The sequence below is a fragment of the Chromobacterium sp. ASV23 genome (genome assembly GCF_016428945.1).
Taxonomy (GTDB): Bacteria; Pseudomonadota; Gammaproteobacteria; order Burkholderiales; family Chromobacteriaceae; genus Chromobacterium; species Chromobacterium sinusclupearum.
On record NZ_JAELTR010000029.1, the window covers coordinates 34,330 to 51,550 of the forward strand.

The 17,221-nt window shown below is 62.6% G+C and carries 18 protein-coding genes; 6 read left to right on the forward strand and 12 right to left on the reverse strand.

Translation table 11 applies throughout. The features are described from left to right. Window positions 1–121 precede the first annotated feature (121 nt). The 3 genes from JHD59_RS12995 to JHD59_RS13005 all read left to right on the forward strand — a co-directional run bounded on the left by JHD59_RS12995 (window position 122) and on the right by JHD59_RS13005 (window position 4,656). Entirely contained in the window at window positions 122–2,008 is a 1,887-nt protein-coding gene (locus JHD59_RS12995; protein ID WP_199154555.1) for a methyl-accepting chemotaxis protein, read from the forward strand. 217 nt (window positions 2,009–2,225) lie between these two features. After that, the gene (locus JHD59_RS13000) at window positions 2,226–4,109 is read left to right on the forward strand and encodes a methyl-accepting chemotaxis protein (protein ID WP_199154556.1); all 1,884 of its coding nucleotides are present in this window, start codon (window positions 2,226–2,228) and stop codon (window positions 4,107–4,109) included. Window positions 4,110–4,215: 106 nt separating this feature from the next. Further along, on the forward strand, window positions 4,216–4,656 hold the full coding sequence (locus tag JHD59_RS13005; protein WP_103318156.1) for a hypothetical protein: 441 nt from the start codon (window positions 4,216–4,218) through the stop codon (window positions 4,654–4,656). Between the two features lie 3 nt (window positions 4,657–4,659). Here JHD59_RS13005 and JHD59_RS13010 read toward each other — a convergent pair whose 3' ends face one another. The 12 genes from JHD59_RS13010 to iscR form a co-directional block, all read right to left on the reverse strand. Further along, window positions 4,660–5,112 carry an LEA type 2 family protein gene (locus JHD59_RS13010; protein WP_103318450.1) on the reverse strand — a complete coding sequence of 151 codons (453 nt, stop codon included), beginning with the start codon at window positions 5,110–5,112 and terminating at the stop codon, window positions 4,660–4,662. Window positions 5,113–5,150: 38 nt separating this feature from the next. Beyond that, window positions 5,151–5,465 carry a hypothetical protein gene (locus tag JHD59_RS13015; protein WP_199154557.1) on the reverse strand — a complete coding sequence of 105 codons (315 nt, stop codon included), beginning with the start codon at window positions 5,463–5,465 and terminating at the stop codon, window positions 5,151–5,153. Window positions 5,466–5,582: 117 nt separating this feature from the next. Continuing rightward, the gene (gene udk / locus JHD59_RS13020; protein WP_043628282.1) at window positions 5,583–6,197 is read right to left on the reverse strand and encodes a uridine kinase; all 615 of its coding nucleotides are present in this window, start codon (window positions 6,195–6,197) and stop codon (window positions 5,583–5,585) included. A 103-nt stretch (window positions 6,198–6,300) separates the two neighbouring features. Next, window positions 6,301–6,936 (reverse strand): glutathione S-transferase family protein, encoded by a 636-nt coding sequence (locus JHD59_RS13025; protein ID WP_103318448.1) that lies wholly within the window; start codon window positions 6,934–6,936, stop codon window positions 6,301–6,303. A gap of 127 nt (window positions 6,937–7,063) precedes the next feature. Then, window positions 7,064–7,258 (reverse strand): Fe-S cluster assembly protein IscX, encoded by a 195-nt coding sequence (iscX, locus tag JHD59_RS13030; protein ID WP_199154558.1) that lies wholly within the window; start codon window positions 7,256–7,258, stop codon window positions 7,064–7,066. Window positions 7,259–7,274: 16 nt separating this feature from the next. Next, complete coding sequence (gene fdx / locus JHD59_RS13035) at window positions 7,275–7,616, reverse strand: ISC system 2Fe-2S type ferredoxin (RefSeq protein ID WP_071109699.1); 342 nt, start codon at window positions 7,614–7,616, stop codon at window positions 7,275–7,277. 9 nt (window positions 7,617–7,625) lie between these two features. Further along, window positions 7,626–9,485: a Fe-S protein assembly chaperone HscA gene (hscA, locus tag JHD59_RS13040; RefSeq protein WP_199154559.1), complete on the reverse strand. Its 1,860-nt coding sequence runs from the start codon at window positions 9,483–9,485 to the stop codon at window positions 7,626–7,628. A gap of 46 nt (window positions 9,486–9,531) precedes the next feature. After that, window positions 9,532–10,059, reverse strand: coding sequence for a Fe-S protein assembly co-chaperone HscB (hscB, locus tag JHD59_RS13045; RefSeq protein ID WP_103318150.1), 528 nt, complete (start codon window positions 10,057–10,059; stop codon window positions 9,532–9,534). A gap of 93 nt (window positions 10,060–10,152) precedes the next feature. Further along, window positions 10,153–10,476: an iron-sulfur cluster assembly protein IscA gene (gene iscA / locus JHD59_RS13050; RefSeq protein WP_043628271.1), complete on the reverse strand. Its 324-nt coding sequence runs from the start codon at window positions 10,474–10,476 to the stop codon at window positions 10,153–10,155. Between the two features lie 13 nt (window positions 10,477–10,489). Continuing rightward, window positions 10,490–10,873, reverse strand: a complete 384-nt coding sequence (gene iscU, locus JHD59_RS13055; RefSeq protein WP_043628269.1) for a Fe-S cluster assembly scaffold IscU — start codon at window positions 10,871–10,873, stop codon at window positions 10,490–10,492. A gap of 60 nt (window positions 10,874–10,933) precedes the next feature. Beyond that, window positions 10,934–12,151: an IscS subfamily cysteine desulfurase gene (locus JHD59_RS13060; protein ID WP_103318148.1), complete on the reverse strand. Its 1,218-nt coding sequence runs from the start codon at window positions 12,149–12,151 to the stop codon at window positions 10,934–10,936. 28 nt (window positions 12,152–12,179) lie between these two features. Next, window positions 12,180–12,677 (reverse strand): Fe-S cluster assembly transcriptional regulator IscR, encoded by a 498-nt coding sequence (gene iscR / locus JHD59_RS13065; RefSeq protein WP_103318146.1) that lies wholly within the window; start codon window positions 12,675–12,677, stop codon window positions 12,180–12,182. Window positions 12,678–12,965: 288 nt separating this feature from the next. Here iscR and JHD59_RS13070 point away from each other — a divergent pair, with 288 nt between their 5' ends. From JHD59_RS13070 to JHD59_RS13080, 3 genes are all read left to right on the forward strand, one after another. Continuing rightward, the gene (locus JHD59_RS13070; RefSeq protein ID WP_199154560.1) at window positions 12,966–14,087 is read left to right on the forward strand and encodes a beta-ketoacyl-ACP synthase III; all 1,122 of its coding nucleotides are present in this window, start codon (window positions 12,966–12,968) and stop codon (window positions 14,085–14,087) included. A 173-nt stretch (window positions 14,088–14,260) separates the two neighbouring features. Further along, window positions 14,261–15,856, forward strand: coding sequence for an ABC transporter substrate-binding protein (locus tag JHD59_RS13075; RefSeq protein WP_199154561.1), 1,596 nt, complete (start codon window positions 14,261–14,263; stop codon window positions 15,854–15,856). Window positions 15,857–16,288: 432 nt separating this feature from the next. Continuing rightward, on the forward strand, window positions 16,289–17,221 hold a 933-nt coding region (locus JHD59_RS13080), incomplete at its 3' end, for an ABC transporter permease subunit (protein ID WP_199154562.1).

Genomic DNA, 17,221 nt, shown 5'->3' on the forward strand with positions numbered 1-17,221 from the left:
ATCTTTCAGCAAGAATGATTGAAATTTGGCGTTATTATTTAAATAGAATGTTATTTTTAACGATGCGCCGCAGCCAGCATGCCGGATAATAAGCCTTTTATATCAGTATCGGCTTATCATCATGCGCTCTATCCGACACAAGCTCATGCTGCTGACGGCGGCCTCTATTCTGGTGGCCACCCTCAGCGTCACCATTCTCGCTTGCCTGAATATCCGCAACCACGCCTACGACGAGGCCAAACGCGAAGTCACCCAGGTGCAGCAATTGCAAGGCGGCTTGGTGTCGGAATGGCTGACGGTGCGCAAGAACCTGATCGGCGCCAGCCTCAGCCGCGCCGGCGATCCGCAGGCCAGCTACTATCTGCAGCAGATCGCCAAGGGCGGCGGTTTCAACATCATCTATGCCGGCCACGGCGACAGCGGCGAAATGTTCTACTCCGTGCCCGGCCGCGCCAAGCCCAGCGCCGAATACCAGCCGGCCCAACGGCCGTGGTACCAGCAGGCCAAGGCCGCCGGCGGCGTGATCGTCACCGATCCGTACAAAGACTCCGAGCCGGAAACCAAGGACAAGCTGGTGATCACCATCGCCGACAAGGCGCCGGGCCAGGAAATCGTCGTCGGCGGCGATATCCTGATCGAGAAACTGGTGAAGTCGGTGCTGGACATCAAGCTGGCCGGCGACGGCCACGCCTTCCTGCTGACCCGCCAGGGCAAGGTCATCGCCTATCCCAAGCCGGGCCAGGAGTTGAAGCCGATTGGCGAGCTGATTCCGGCTTTGGACGACAACCGTTTCCAGCAACTGGTGAACAGCGGCGAAGTGACGCCGCTGGAGATCGAGGGCAAGACCTTCCTGGTGGTGCTGCGCCAGGTGTCCGGCACCGATTGGGTGCTGGCGGTGGCGGCGGACGAAGCCGCGGTGCTGGCGCCGGTGACGCAGCTGATCTGGCTGATCGCCGGCGGCGTGGCCGTGGTGCTGCTGGTGCTGGTGTCGCTCAGTTCCGGCTATCTGGCCAAGCTGTTGCGCGGCCTGGTCCAGGTGCGCGACGCGATGCAGGAGATCGCGCAGGGCGAGGGCGATCTGACCCGCCGCATCGATGTGCAGGGCGATGACGAAGTGGCGCAGACCGCCAAGGCGTTCAATCTGTTTGTCGGCCGTTTGAACGGCATGTTCCGCGAGCTGCGCGATGAGGCCGAGCAACTGGCGCAAGGCGTGATCGAAGTCGGCGGCGCGGTCAAGCAGGTGGCCGACGACTCGCATCGCCTGGCTGATATTTCCAGCTCCAACGCGGCGGCGATCGAAGAAGTGACCGTCAGCATCTCGCACATCGCCGATGCGACGCGCGAAACCGATTCGCTGGCGCGCAACACCGGCGAGCACTCGCGCGAGAGCGCCGGCGACATGCAGCGCATCAGCACCGAGATGGAGCATACCAGCCAGTCCGTAGGCGAGCTGTCTGCGCTGCTGGGCTCGCTGGAGCAGCGCTCGCAGGAGATTTCCAAGATCACCAGCGTGATCAGCGACATCGCCGATCAGACCAACCTCTTGGCGCTGAACGCGGCCATTGAGGCGGCACGCGCCGGCGAACAGGGCCGCGGCTTCGCGGTTGTGGCGGACGAGGTGCGCAAGCTGGCGGAACGCACGGGCAAGGCGACGGTGGAAATCAGCGATATGGTGGAGAACATCCTCAGCGAAACCGGCAAGGCGGTGGGCAATATGCAGCGCACGGTGGGCGCGGTGGATACCAGCGTGGAACTGACCAGCCAGGCGCGCGGCCGCCTGATCGCCATCAGCGACGCCATGCAGCAGGTGATAGACAAGATCGGCGACGTGGCCTTGTCCACCAGCGAACAGCACAACGCCACCACGGCGATGGCGCAAAGCACCGAGTCGATCAACAACCAGATTCTGGACTCCGACGCCGCGCTGCAGGGCGCGATGCAGACGCTGGAAGATTTGCGTCGCGTGGCGCGCACCATGCAGGACGCGTTTGGACGTTTCAAGCTATAACAAGATCGAGAAGCAGCCGGCCGGCAGTGTGGCGGAAGCGACATGTCGGCTGGCTATTGCTTGTCTGCTGGTCAGGATGTTGGATTATTTTGCTTACGACTGGTCGCGCAATTTGTAACTGTGATTTACAATTTGCCGCGTTTTGAGGCTCGCTGCCTGCGCAGGCTCTGCGCGGGTGGTGTGGGGCCGGCCCATCGTCGATGAAAAGCGCAATGCCATGAAATCCATCCGAAGCAAGATCGCCCTGCTATTGGCGCTGGCCATATTGGTCGCTACCTGCGCCACAGCCGTCAGCGCCTATCTGAAATTCCGCAGCAATCTGTCCGACAGCATCGATGCCCAGCTCGATCTGGCCATCAGCGGACAGCAGCGCTTCGTCTCCAATTGGCTGGAGCAGCGCCGGCAGATCATCGCCAGCGCCGTGCGCCACGGCGGCGAAGCCGATCCCACCCTCTATCTGCAGCAGCTGGCCGAGGCCGGTGGCTATATCCAGATTTTTGTCGGCGACGGCGACACCAAGGGCATGGTCTATTCCATCCCCGGCAAGCAGAAGCCCAGCCCGGAATACGATCCCGCTTCGCGCGGCTGGTTCAAGACCGCCAAGGCCAAGGGCGGCGTGATCGTGACGCCGCCGTACAAGCCCGCTAGCGCCACCATCAACGATCTGGTCATCACCGTGGCCCAGGCCTTGCCGGCCGGCAACAAGGTGGTCGGCGGCGACATCGCCATCGGCCAGCTGGTGAAGTCGGTCTTGTCCGTGTCCTTGCCGGGCAATGGCTTTGTGTTCCTGATGGGCAAGGATGGCAAACTGATTGCTTATCCCAAGCCGGATACGGCTTTGAAGCCGCTGTCCGACCTGATGCCGGGCATGGATGCTGACCACATCGCCAGCCTGTTGGACAAGAAGGAAGCGGCCGAGGTGGAGCTGGACGGCGGACGCCGCTTGCTGCGCCTGAGCCCGGTGGAAGGCAGCGACTGGGTGCTGGGCGTGGTGGTGGACAGCGAACTGCGCGACGCGCCGCTGCGGCAGATGATGGTCGATATGGTGATCGAACTGCTGGTGGTGCTGGTGGTGATGCTGCTGCTGGCGGGTTCGTATCTGGGGCGTTTGCTGAAGGGCTTGATCCAGGTGCGCGACGCGCTGCGTGAGATTTCGCAAGGCGAGGGCGATCTGACCCGCCGCATCCGCGCGGAGGGCGAGGACGAGGTGGCGCAGATGGCAGAAGCCTTCAACCAGTTTGTCGAACGCCTGAACGGCATGTTCCGCGATCTGCGTAGCGAAGCCGAGCAGTTGACCCAGGGCGTGATCTCCGTCGGCGCGGTGGTGGCCAAGGTGGCCGAGGATTCGCATGCGCTGGCCGATATTTCCAGCTCCAACGCGGCGGCGATTGAAGAAGTGACCGTCAGCATCTCGCACATCGCCGACGCCACCCGCGAAACCGACGAGCTGGCGCGCGATACCGGCGCCCACTCCCAGGCCAGCGCCGAGGAGCTGCAGCGCATCAGCGGCGAGATGGCGCGCACCAGCCAGTCGGTGGGCGAGCTGGCCGGCCTGCTGGCGGCGCTGGAGCAGCGTTCGCAGGAGATTTCCAAGATCACCAGCGTGATCCGCGACATTGCCGATCAGACCAATCTGCTGGCCCTGAACGCCGCGATCGAAGCCGCGCGCGCCGGCGAGCAGGGCCGCGGCTTCGCCGTGGTGGCCGACGAGGTGCGCAAGCTGGCGGAGCGCACCGGCACGGCCACGGTGGAGATCGGCAATATGGTGCAGAACATTCTGTCCGAAACCGGCAAGGCGGTGGGCAATATGGAGCGCACCATCCAGTCAGTGGACAGCAGCGCCAGCCAGACCGAACAGGCGCGTTCACGTTTGGTGGACATCACCCGCGCGATGGGCCAAGTGGTGGACAAGATAGGCGATGTCGCCCTGTCCACCGGCGAGCAGCACAACGCCACCACGGCGATGGCGCAGAGCACCGAGTCGATCAACAACAAGATCCTCGATTCCGATGCCGCGCTGCAGGAGGCGCAGCAAACGCTGAATGCGCTGGATGGGGTGGCGCGCAGCATGCAGCAGGCGTTCAGCCGCTTCAAATTGTAAAAATCAGATGGTTTGATTTGCTACGCCAGCCCTTGGGCTGGCGTTTTTCATGCTCAGACGGGAAAATGGACGGCGTGATGCGTATCGGACAAGAAAAAGGCTGACAATGAACAAGCTGTTGTTACCGCTGTTGCTGCTGGGCATGGCCGGCTGCTCCATGATTCCCACCCAGGAAGGCTACGCGCAAAAGGTATATCGCTGGCAGGGCCGCGACGCCAACGAAATGTTGAGCGTATGGGGGCCGCCCACCAAGACCATGCAAATGCCCAATGGCAATATGCTGTATTCGTATGTGAAAGAAAGCACGGTGCAGCAGCCGCTGACCGAGAACACTCGTTACGAGCCCGGCACCAAGGTGACCGTCACCGACAACAACGGCCAAGCCAAGGTGATCGAAACGCCGGGGCGTTGGGTCAGCAATGGTTTCAGCGGCGGCGGCACCTACCAGTACCGCTGCGCCACCAATTTTGTGGTCGACAAGAAAACGCAGGAAGTGCTCAGCGTCAGCTTCGAGGGCAACGACTGCGTCGCCCCCTTGCAGCGTTAAAGCCTATTTTTTCAGCGCGGGCAGTTGCCACTGCCCCTTGCTTTCGAACGGCAGGTCCGCCATGCCGTTCAGACCTTGCAACTGGCCATGGACATCGTAGTCCAGCTTGCCGCCGGGCAACTGCTGCCAGTTGGCCAGCTGGCGTATCCAGCCCGCCAGCGAGGTGCGCACCTGCAGCTGCACCTGGCCTTCGCCGTTGGCCGGGATGGAGATCGGCTGGTCGCTCATGCCGGTACCCAGTTTCTCGCCGGCCACCATCACTTCGAAGGTCAGGCCATTGGCTTTCAGCGGGATGGCGTTGGGGTTGCTGATGCGCAGCGTCACCAGGAAGTTTTGCTCGAACAGCGTGCTCTTGCCCGGTTCGATATTGCTGAGGCTGACTTGCGGTTTTTTCAGGCCCATGCTGCCGCAGCCGGCAAGCAGCAGCATCAGCAGCGTGGTGGCGATCCATTTCATGAGGCGGTGATCCAATTTGCAATAGCGAAAGGCGCATTCTACTGGCAGCGCATGTCTCCTTGTGTAAATGCATTGTACGGAATTGTTAGCGTGCCAGCGCGCAAAAGCAACAGGCCATCTCGATGATGGCCTGTTGCTTTTGCGGCTGCGTTCGCCAAAAACGCCTCTTCGGCGTCGGCTTCGCCCTGGCTTGCGGCGAGCGGATGGTCATCCCATTCGTTCCAGTCCTGCAGTTCGGCCCATAGCGCCTGTTTTTGCGCATGGCGCTGCCCGGAGCGGCTGGCCGCATGCGCCCCGCCTTTTTTCAATATCGGCGCGCAAGCCAGCGGATTGCGCGGTTTGATCGTATGCATGATAGTCCTTGTTGAGAATGCGCCATGCGGCGCGCAGGCGATTCTGTGCCCGGCGGCGGCGGGCGTCAAGCAGGCAGCAAAAAGCCGCCCGGAGGCGGCTTGGCGGGCGGACGTCAGTCACACCATCAGGCTGGCCACCTTGGTGGTGATGATGTCCACCGCCGGGTCATTGGCGCCGTGCGGCAGGATCACGTCGGCGAAGCGCTTGGTCGGCTCGATGAACTGGTTGTGCATCGGGCGCACCGTGGTCAGGTATTGCTCGATCACGTTTTCCATGGTGCGGCCGCGCTCGGCGATGTCGCGCTTGAGGCGGCGGATGAAGCGGACGTCGGAATCGGTATCGACGAAGATTTTCAGCGACATCATTTCGCGCAGCGCGGCATCGTACAGCGGGAACAGGCCTTCGATCACGATCACCGGCGCCGGTTGCACGGTGACGGTCTGGTCGGAGCGGGTGTGGTTGGCGAAGTCGTACACCGGCATCTCGATGGCGCGGCCGTTGCGCAGATCATCGATATGCGAGATCAGCAGCGGCCAGTCGAACGCCTGCGGGTGGTCGTAGTTGGTGCCCAGCCGCTGCTCGAAAGTCAGGTGGCTCTGGTCGCGATAGTAGTAGTCCTGGATGATTACCGCCGCCATCTCGGAACCAATGGTTTCCAGCACCTTGTTGGTAACCGTGGTTTTGCCGCTGCCGCTGCCGCCAGCAACGCCAATGATGAACGGGGTGCTCATGTTCGGATTTCCTTGATGTAATGAAAATATAAAAAACGCGCCATTCTAATGACTTATGGCGCGTTGTTCCACTCGATTTGCGACACCTTTCGACCACGATTCATCAAGCGGGCCTGTTATTTTCCAGTTCGGCCGCCCGATACCACTCCTGCATGGCCGGCAGGCTGAGAATATGGCGCACGTAAGCCTGGGAAGCGGGCGGCAGCGCGACGTTATAGGTTTGGAATCGGGTGCAGATCGGCGCGAAGAAGGCATCGGCGATGGTGAAATGGCCAAACAGGAAATCGCCGTCGGCGATATGGCTGGCGCGGTGTTCTTCCCATAGCGAAACGACGCGCGCGATGTCGGCCTCCACCGCCGGCGAGCTTTCGTAATCGATCTGCCGCAGGGTGATGTCCATCGACAGGCTGCGCCGCAGCGCCTCAAAGCCGGAATGGATTTCCGCCACGATGGAGCGGGCGACGGCGCGCAGCTTGGCGTCGTCCGGCCACAAGCGCGCTGCGGGAAAGCACTCGGCCAGATATTCGCAGATGGCCAGCGAATCCCAAACCCGCAGTTTGCCGTCCACCAGCACCGGCACTTTGCCGGCCGGATTGGCGGCCAGGATGCGCGCCTTGGTGTCGGATAGGAACAGGTCGATCTGCTGTTCCTTGAACGGCTCGTCCAGCATCTTCAGCACCAGCCAGGGACGCAGCGACCAAGAGGAGTAGTTCTTGTTGCCGATGATGAGGGTGAACATGGCGGCTCCGTGTCGGTTGCCGGCCCAGCGCCGGCGCGTATTCACCGATGATAAACCCGCTGCGGCGGATTGACACGCGCTGCCATGACAAAGGCCCCGCTTGGCGGGGCCTTGATGCGAAAGTGGCTTATTCCACCTCGTCTATCCATGCCTGCTGAATCGCCTCCAGCACGCGCTCGCCGCCGCGGCTGTGGTCGTCGTCAAAGTCGGGCAGGTCCACCACCCAGTTGTGCAGATCGACGAAGCGCACGGACTTGGGGTCCACCTCGGGATGGGCTTCGGCCAGTTCGATGGCGATGTCGTTAACGTCGGTCCATTTCATGCAGCTTGCCCTCCCTTCAGTGGTGCTCTCTAGCGTGGTTGATCGTGTACTTGGGAATCTCGATGACCAGGTCTTCGTCGGCAACGATGGCCTGGCAGGACAGGCGCGATTGCGCTTCCAGGCCCCAGGCCTTGTCCAGCAGATCTTCTTCCAGCTCGTCGGCCTCGTTCAGCGAGTTGCCGCCTTCGCGCACGATGCAGTGGCAGGTGGTGCAGGCGCAGGACATTTCACAGGCGTGTTCGATTTCGATGTCGTGGGCGAGCAGCGCGTCGCAGATGCTTTGTCCGGTTTCGGCGTTGTCGATCACCGCGCCCTCGGGGCACAGGTCGGGATGGGGCAGAACAATGATTCGCGGCATGGCGAGTCCTTACAAATCGGTAATCTTGTGGCCCTTCAGCGCGCGGCGGATGTTGCGGTCCATGCGGCGGGCGGCGAAGGTTTCGGTAGCGTGGTTCAGCGCGGCGCTGGCTTCGTTGACGCGGCGGGTCTCGGCGGCGGCGATGGCGGCGTCCACGGCGGCGACGGCGGCTTCCACGGCGGCGCGTTCGGACTCATCCAGCAGATCGCCGTCCTGTTCCAAGGCGTTGCGCGTCGCGTCGCGCAGGCTTTCGGCATCGACGATGGCCTCGCGCAGCTTGCGCGCCTCGATGTCTTCCTGCACGTTGGCCATGGAGTCGGTCAGCATGCGGCTGATTTCGTCGTCGGACAGGCCGTAGGACGGCTTGACCTCGATGCTGGCCTCCACGCCGGACGTCTGCTCGCGGGCGGTGACGGACAAGAGGCCGTCGGCATCCACCTGAAAGGTGATGCGGATGCGCGCGGCGCCGGCCACCATGGGCGGAATGCCGGTCAGCACGAACTTGGCCAGGCTGCGGCAGTCGGAGACCAACTCGCGCTCGCCCTGCAGCACGTGGATGGACATGGCGGTCTGGCCGTCTTTGAAGGTGGTGAAGTCCTGCGCGCGCGCCACCGGGATGGTGCTGTTGCGCGGGATGATCTTCTCGGTCAGGCCGCCCATGGTTTCGATGCCCAGCGACAGCGGCAGCACGTCCAGCAACAGCCATTCGTCGTCCTGCTTGTTGCCGGCCAGCAAATTGGCCTGGATGGCGGCGCCCAGCGCCACCACCTTGTCCGGGTCCAGATTGGTCAGCGGGGCGCGGCCAAAGTAGTCCGCCACGGCTTTTTGCACGTGCGGCATGCGGGTGGCGCCGCCCACCATCACCACGCCCTGGATGTCCTCGGGCGCGAGCTTGGCGTCGCGCAGGGCCTTGCGCACCGGCTGCAGCGTCTTGTCCACCAGCGTCTTGGTGATGGCATGCAGCGTGGCCTGGTCCAGCTCCAGGTCCAGCGACTGGCCGTCCGACAGGATGGCGGTGATGCGGGTGCTGGCGTGGTCGGTCAGCGCTTCCTTGGCTTCGCGCGCGCGGGTGTGCAAGAGGCGCATGTCGTGGGCCGACAGGCCGGAAAGGCCGGCCGATTCCAGCATCCAGCAGAATACGCGGTGGTCGAAGTCGTCGCCGCCCAGCGCCGAGTCGCCGCTGGTGGCCAGCACTTCGAATACGCCGCGGGTCAGCTTCAGGATGGACACGTCCAGCGTGCCGCCGCCCAGATCGTAGACGACGTAGGTGCCTTCGCTGCCGTTGTCCAGGCCGTAGGCGATGGCGGCGGCGGTCGGCTCGTTGAGCAGGCGCAGCACGTTCAGGCCGGCCAGGCGCGCGGCGTCCTTGGTGGCCTGGCGCTGGGCGTCGTCAAAGTAGGCCGGCACGGTGATCACGGCGCCGGTCAGTTCGCCGCCCAGGCTGGCTTCGGCGCGGTCTTTCAAGGCGCGCAGGATGTCGGCCGACACTTCCACCGGGCTTTTGATGCCGGCGCGGGTGACCAGTTGCACCATGCCCGGCGCGTCCACGAAACGATAAGGCAGGCTGCCGATGTCCTTGATGTCGCTGATGCCGCGGCCCATGAAACGCTTGGCCGAGACTACGGTGTTGTGCGGATCGCGGTTCTGCTCGCGCTGGGCGTCGTAGCCCACCGCCAGCACGCCTTCGTCGCCGTAGCGCACCACCGACGGCAGCAGGCTGCGGCCATGCTCGTCCGGCAAGACGACGGAGGCGCCGCTGCGGACGGTGGCCACCAGCGAATTAGTGGTGCCAAGGTCGATGCCAACGGCCAGGCGGTGTTGGTGGGGAGCGGCGGAGAGGCCGGGTTCGGCGATTTGCAGTAAGGCCATGTCGTGATCTTTATGTCGTTGCTCAGGGCGGCGTCGCGAAGGGAGCTTAGTCCAGCAGGCTCTCGATGGCGTCGCCGATTTCCTGGTCCAGCTTTTCCATGAAGCGCAATTTTCTCACCAGAACGGCTGCGCCGTCCAAGTCGCCGCGCGCGTCCAGCGCCGTTTCCAGCTCGGCCTGCATGGCCTTGACCTCGCCGCGCAGCCGGTGCGACAACGACTCCAGCGCATTTACGCTGGCGCGTGCGTCGTCTATGTCCTCGCGCCATTCCATCTGCGCCATCAGGAAATCCGCCGGCATCCGGGTATTGTTTTCTTCCTGAGTGTCGACGCCGGACAGCTGCAACAGGTAGCGGGCGCGGTTCAGCGGGGATTTGAGGGTTTGATACGCCTCGTTGACGCGGGTGGCCAGCATCAGCGCGCTGCGTTTCTCGGCGTCGCCGGCGCTGGCATAGCGGTCCGGGTGAACCTGGGCGGCGGCGGCGCGCCAGGCGGCGTCAAGCGCGGCGGCATCCTGCGCGAAGCGGCGCGGCAGGCCGAACAGGGCGAAGAAGTCCTGATTGAAATCGTGGTTCATCTATGCGTCCGGAGCGAAGGGAGGAGCCGGAAAAACACAGGCGGAGCATGACGGCTTGCGCGTCCACGCTCCGCCCGGCGACGGTATCGGCAATCAGACGTTGAAGCTTTCGCCGCAGCCGCACTCGTTCTTGACGTTGGGGTTGTTGAACTTGAAGCCTTCGTTCAAACCCTCCTTGGCGTAGTCCAGCTCGGTGCCGTCCAGATAGGCCAGGCTCTTGGCGTCGGTGAAGATCGCCACGCCGTGGCTTTCGAAACGCACGTCGTCGCTGTTTTCGACATCGACGAATTCCAGCTTGTAGGCCATGCCGGAGCAACCGGAGGTTTTCACACCCAGGCGCACGCCCAGGCCTTTGCCGCGCTTGGCGATAAAGGCGCTGATGTGGGCGGCGGCGCGTTCGGAAAGAGTCAGTGCCATCGGTCGTCTCCGCTTACTTGCCGTGCTTCTGCTTGTAGTCTTCCACTGCGGCCTTGATCGCGTCTTCTGCCAGGATGGAGCAGTGGATCTTGACCGGCGGCAGCGCCAGCTCTTCGGCGATGGCGGTGTTCTTGATGCTCAGCGCCTCGTCCAGCGACTTGCCCTTCACCCACTCGGTCACCAGGGAGGAGGAGGCGATGGCGGAGCCACAGCCGTAAGTCTTGAACTTGGCGTCTTCGATCACGCCGTCGGCGCCGACCTTGATCTGCAGCTTCATTACGTCGCCACAGGCCGGCGCGCCGACCATGCCGGTGCCGATGCTGTCGTCGCCCTTGTCGAACGAGCCGACGTTGCGGGGATTTTCGTAGTGATCCAACACTTTTTCGCTGTATGCCATTTTCTTGCTCCTGCAAGGCCGCGGCGGCTAGGCCGCCGCGGCCGGTAACTGGTTATCGGCTCAATGCGCCGCCCATTGAACGCTGTTCAGGTCCACGCCGTCCTTGTACATCTCCCACAGCGGCGACAGTTCGCGCAGCTTGCCGATCTTCGATTTCAACAGTGCGATGGCGTAGTCGATTTCTTCTTCGGTGGTGAAGCGGCCCAGGGTGAAGCGGATGGAGCTGTGCGCCATTTCGTCGTTGCGGCCCAGAGCGCGCAGCACGTAGGACGGCTCCAGCGAGGCGGAGGTGCAGGCGGAGCCGCTGGACACGGCCAGGTCCTTGATGGCCATGATCAGGCTTTCGCCCTCGACGAAGTTGAAGCTGACGTTGAGGTTGTGCGGCACGCGCTGGTCGATGTCGCCGTTGATATACACCTCTTCCATGTCCTGGATGCCGTTCCACAGACGGTCGCGCAGCATGCGGATGCGTTCGTTCTCGCTGTCCATTTCCTCGCGGGCGAGGCGGAAGGCTTCGCCCATGCCGACGATCTGGTGGGTGGCCAGGGTGCCGGAGCGGAAGCCGCGCTCGTGGCCGCCGCCGTGCATCTGCGCTTCCAGCCGCACGCGCGGCTTGCGGCGCACGTACAGCGCGCCGATGCCCTTGGGGCCGTATGCCTTGTGCGCGGACAGGCTCATCAGGTCCACTTTCAGGGTGTTGAGGTCGATCTTGACCTTGCCCGGGGCCTGGGTGGCGTCGACGTGGAAGATGATGCCTTTTTCGCGGCAGATCTCGCCGATCTGCGGAATATCCTGGATCACGCCGATTTCATTGTTCACGTACATCACGGATACCACGATGGTGTCCGGACGGATGGCAGCCTTGAACGCTTCGATGTCCAGCAGGCCGTTTTCCTGCACGTCCATGTAAGTGACTTCGAAGCCTTGGCGCTCCAGTTCGCGACAGGTGTCCAGCACCGCCTTGTGCTCGGTCTTGACGGTGATGATGTGCTTGCCCTTGCTCTTGTAGAACTGGGCCGCGCCCTTGATCGCCAGGTTGTCGGACTCGGTGGCGCCGGAGGTCCAGACGATTTCCTTCGGGTCGGCTCCGATCAGCTTGGCCACTTCGGCGCGCGCGTTTTCGACGGCCTCTTCCGCTTCCCAGCCGAAGCTGTGGCTGCGCGAGGCGGGGTTGCCGAACTTGCCGGTCAGATAGGGAATCATCTTTTCGGCGACGCGCGGGTCCACCGGGGTGGTGGCCGAGTAATCCAGATAGATCGGTAGCTTGAGCTGGCTCATACATTATCTCCGCAAGATTTTCAGGCGCTTACAGGGCGCTGCCGGCGGCGGCTGCGTGCTTGCTGCCGCAGCTGTCGCGTTTGTCCTGCACCACGCTGGTTTCCTTGGCGTGCTCTTCCTGGGAATGCTGTTGCTCCACCAGGCTGGCGAGGCTCACCTTGGACAAGTAATCGAAAATGGTGACGTTGAGGTTGGTCCACAAGTCATGGGTCATGCAGCGCTGGCTGCCGCGACAGTTTTCGCGGCCGCCGCATTGGGTGGCGTCCACCGGCTCGTCGACGGCGACGATGATGTCGGCAACCGAGATGTCCTGGATGTCTTTGGCTAGGGTGTAGCCGCCGCCAGGGCCGCGCACGCTGTCAACCAGCTCGGCGCGGCGCAGTTTGCCGAACAGTTGTTCCAGGTAGGACAGCGAGATGTTTTGGCGTTCGCTGATGCCGGCCAGGGTGACCGGGCCGCGCTCCTCGCGCATGGCCAGATCCAGCATGGCGGTGACGGCGAAGCGTCCTTTGGTGGTGAGGCGCATGATGTTCTGTTCCGGTGGGTGGTTGTCGCCATTATACCCAATATCCGACTATTTTAGTCAAGTATTGTTCGGCCGATCCCGGTCACCGGAAGGTCAAAGTTGAGCATTTTACTTGGTTTAAGCCGGGCGGGGCTATGGATTTTTAGTGTTTGTCCATGCGCTTGTGTAAAATCGCTGCAATATCGGGACGGTTGTGCCGCTGTCGGCATGCGTGGGGAATCGCCACGCGGCGGCAGACGATGCCGCCGCCATGTCCACCCTGCGGGGAAGCGCGAGGATACAAGCACAATGCATAAGGTCGTCATCAGCGGCACGGGGTTGTTCACCCCGCCTCATGCCGTCAGCAATGAGGAGTTGGTCGAGGCGTTCAACACCTTCGTCCGCAACCATAACGCGGCTCATCAGGCCGAAATCGAAGCCGGCACGCTTGAGCCGTTGGCCGAATCCAGCGCCGAATTCATCGAGAAGGCATCCGGCATCAAGCAACGCTTTTTGATGGACAAGAGCGGCGTGCTCGATCCGGCCAGAATGACGCCGTATCTGCCGGAACGCCCCAACGAAGAGCTGTCGGTGCAGGCCGAGATGGCCGTGGCCGCCGCCCGCCAGGCCATGGAGGCTGCCGGCCGCAGCGCCGCCGACATCGACATGGTGATTGTCGCCTGCTCCAATATGCAGCGGCCGTATCCGGCGATGGCGGTTGAGGTGCAGCAGGCGCTGGGCATAGCCGGCTACGCCTTCGATATGAATGTGGCCTGCTCGTCGGCCACCTTCGGCATCCAGACCGCCGTCAATGCGGTGGCCACTGGCCAGGCGCGGGCGGTGCTGATGGTGAATCCGGAGATCTGTTCCGCCCACCTGAACTTCCGCGACCGCGACAGCCACTTCATTTTCGGCGACGCCTGCACCGCCGTGGTGCTGGAACGGGCCGACGCGGCCGTTTCCGCGCAGCGCTACGAAGTGCTCGGCTGCAAGCTGGCCACGGTGTTTTCCAACAATATCCGCAATAATTTCGGCTTCCTGAACCGTTGCGACGAAAGTGGCATCGGCAAGCCTGACAAGCTGTTTGTGCAACAGGGCCGCAAGGTATTCAAAGAAGTATGCCCGATGGTTGGCGAGCATATCGTCGCCCATCTGGAGTCCTTGGACATTGAGCCGTCGGCGGTGCGCCGCTTCTGGCTGCATCAGGCCAATCTGGCGATGAACCAGCTGATCGCCCGGCGCGTGCTGGGGCGCGAGGCCGACACGGTGGAGGCGCCGGTGATTCTGGACCGTTACGCCAACACCAGTTCCGCCGGCTCTGTCATTGCCTTCCACTTGCATTCCAACGACTTGCAGGCCGGCGATGTTGGCGTCATCAGTTCTTTCGGGGCGGGCTATTCCGTCGGCTCCGTGGTGTTGCGCAAACTGTAAGCGCTTGTTGGATGAAGGGCCTGCAACGGCCGACAATGCCATAAAAAAGCCAGAGGGCGCTTGTCAAAAGCGCCCTCTGTGCATAATGTATCCCCACCAGCCGAATCCAAGATTCAGGTTCAATAGCAAAAAAGACCCGACTGATGGTCTGTACAAAGGGAAGGGAAACATTTATGCAAGCTTTCAAAAAGCTTTTGGTGCTTGGCGCGTTTGCGGGAACTTCATTGGCGGCGCATGCCGCTGGAACCCTGGTGTTCTGTTCCGAGGGCAGCCCGGCCGGTTTCGATCCGGGCCAATACACCTCCGGCACCGATTTCGACGCCTCGGCCGAAACCGTGTTCAACCGCCTGGTGCAATTCCAGCGCGGCGGCACCAAGGTGATTCCGGGCCTGGCCGAAAAGTGGGAAGTGTCGGCCGATGGCCTGACTTACACTTTCAATCTGCGCAAGGGCGTGAAGTTCCAGACCACCGACTACTTCAAGCCGACGCGCGAATTCAACGCCGATGACGTGGTATTCACCTTCGACCGGATGCTCAACAAGAACAATCCGTTCCGCAAGGCTTACCCGACCGAGTTCCCGTACTTCACCGACATGGGCATGGACGAGAACATCGTCAAGGTCGAGAAGGTGGATCCGTACACCGTCAAGTTCACGCTGAAGAAGATCGACGCCGCCTTTGTGCAGAACCTGGCGATGAGCTTCGCTTCGATCCAGTCCGCCGAATACGCCGACAAGCTGCTGAAGGACGGCAAGCCGCAGCTGATCAACCAGCAGCCGGTGGGTACCGGTCCGTTCATCTTCAAGCGCTACCAGAAGGATGCGCAGATCCGCTTTGCCGCCAACAAGGATTACTGGGACAAGGCTGATGGTCCGAAGGTGGACAACCTGGTGTTCGCGATCACCACCGACGCCTCCGTGCGCTACCAGAAGCTGAAGGCCGGCGAGTGCCAGATCACCACCTATCCGCGTCCGACCGACATCGCCGCGATGAAGGCCGATCCGAAGATGAAAGTGATCTCCCAGGCCGGCTTCAACCTGGGTTACCTGGCCTACAACGTCAAGCATAAGCCGCTGGACAAGCTGGAAGTGCGCGAGGCGCTGGACATGGCCATCAACAAGAAGGCCATCCTGCAGGCGGTGTACCAGGGCGCCGGCCAGGCGGCCACCAACCCGATGCCGCCGACCCAGTGGTCGTACAACAAGAATCTGAAGGACGCGCCGTACGACGCGGCCAAGGCCAAGGCCCTGCTGGCCAAGGCGGGCTACCCCAACGGCTTCGACATCACCCTGTGGGCGATGCCGGTGCAGCGTCCGTACAACCCCAATGCCAAGCTGATGGCGGAAATGATCCAGTCCGACTGGGCCAAGATCGGCGTCAAGGCCAAGATCACCTCCTACGAGTGGGGCGAGTACCTGAAGCGCGCCAAGGCCGGCGAGCATGACTCCATGCTCATCGGCTGGACCGGCGACAACGGCGATCCGGACAACTGGCTGGGCGTGCTGTTCGGCTGCGACGCCATGAACGGCAACAACTTCTCCAAGTTCTGCTACAAGCCGTTCGAAGACCTGATCCAGAAGGGCAAGAGCACCGCCAACGTCGCCGAGCGCACCAAGCTGTACATGAAGGCGCAGGAGATCGTGAAGCAGCAAGTGCCGCTGACCACCATCGCCCACTCCACCGTCAATCAGCCGATGCTGAAGTCGGTGCAGGGCTTCAAGGTCAGCCCGTTTGGCCTGAACTCCTTCTACGGCGTCAGCGTCAAGTAAGCCTTGCCTGAACAGGCATGACCATGGCGGCGGGGCCCAGGCTCCGCCGCTTGCAACAAGTGCCGGCCTCATCAGCAATCCGTTTAGAGAGAGCGGTGGTCCGGCATGGCAGTATCTGCACGGGAATCAAGGTAGAAGCTAGAAGCAAGGCCAGGGCAAGGCAGCCGGCATGACGTCGGTTTGACCTGCATCAATCCCTCGCGGCGGTCGGACTGATATCGTCTGTTTCGCCGGAGTGGTGGATGCAGCTAATGCTGGTGGGTGGTTTAGTTGCCGTCCGCCGCCCGGCACCCTGTCCTCTTTACGTCGCGCCTCGCGCGGCGGCCCAGTTCTCTCCCAGTATCTCCCCGTGCCGATTTCCTGCTCGCCATGTCTCTAGAAGTCAGACGGCGCGCGCGATGTTGGCATCGTCCGCGCCCGGGAGAGTTATCCATGTTTTCATTCATCTTGCGCAGGCTGGGCCTTCTGGTGCCCACCTTTTTCGGCATTACGCTGCTGACATTCGGCCTGATCCGCATGATTCCCGGCGACCCGGTGGAAGTGATGGTGGGCGAGCGCACGCTCGACCCCAAGATGCACGCCGAGGCGCTGCACCGCTTGGGCTTGGACAAGCCCTTGTACGCCCAGTATTTCGACTACATCGTCAACCTGCTGCATGGCAATCTGGGCGAGTCGCTGGTGACCAAGAGCAGCGTCTGGACCGAGTTCAAGACCTTGTTCCCCGCCACGCTGGAGCTGGCGCTGTCGGCGCTGCTGTTCGCTATCGTCTGGGGGCTGCTGGCCGGCGTGCTGGCGGCGATCAAGCGCGGCTCGCTGTTTGATCACGGCGTGATGGGCATCTCCTTGACCGGCTTTTCCATGCCCATCTTCTGGTGGGGCCTGATCCTGATCATGTTCTTCTCGGTCAAGCTGGGCTGGACGCCGGTATCGGGCCGCATGGACCTGATGTTCGACATCCATCCGCGCACCGGCTTCATGCTGATCGACAGCTGGCTGGCCGAGTCGGCCGACCCCGAGGGCAATGCCGGCGCGTTCAAGAGCGCGTTGAGCCACCTGATCCTGCCGTCCATCGTGCTGGGCACCATTCCGCTGGCGGTGATCGCCCGGATGACCCGTTCGTCCATGCTGGAAGTGCTGCGCGAAGACTACGTGCGTACCGCGCGCGCCAAGGGCCTGTCTCCGGCCCGCGTCATCTTCATCCACACCCTGCGCAATGCGCTGATCCCGGTGCTGACGGTGATCGGCCTGCAGGTGGGCACGTTGATGGGCGGCGCGGTGCTGACCGAGACCATCTTCTCCTGGCCCGGCATCGGCAAATGGCTGATCGACGCCATCGGCCGCCGCGACTACCCGGTGGTGCAGAAC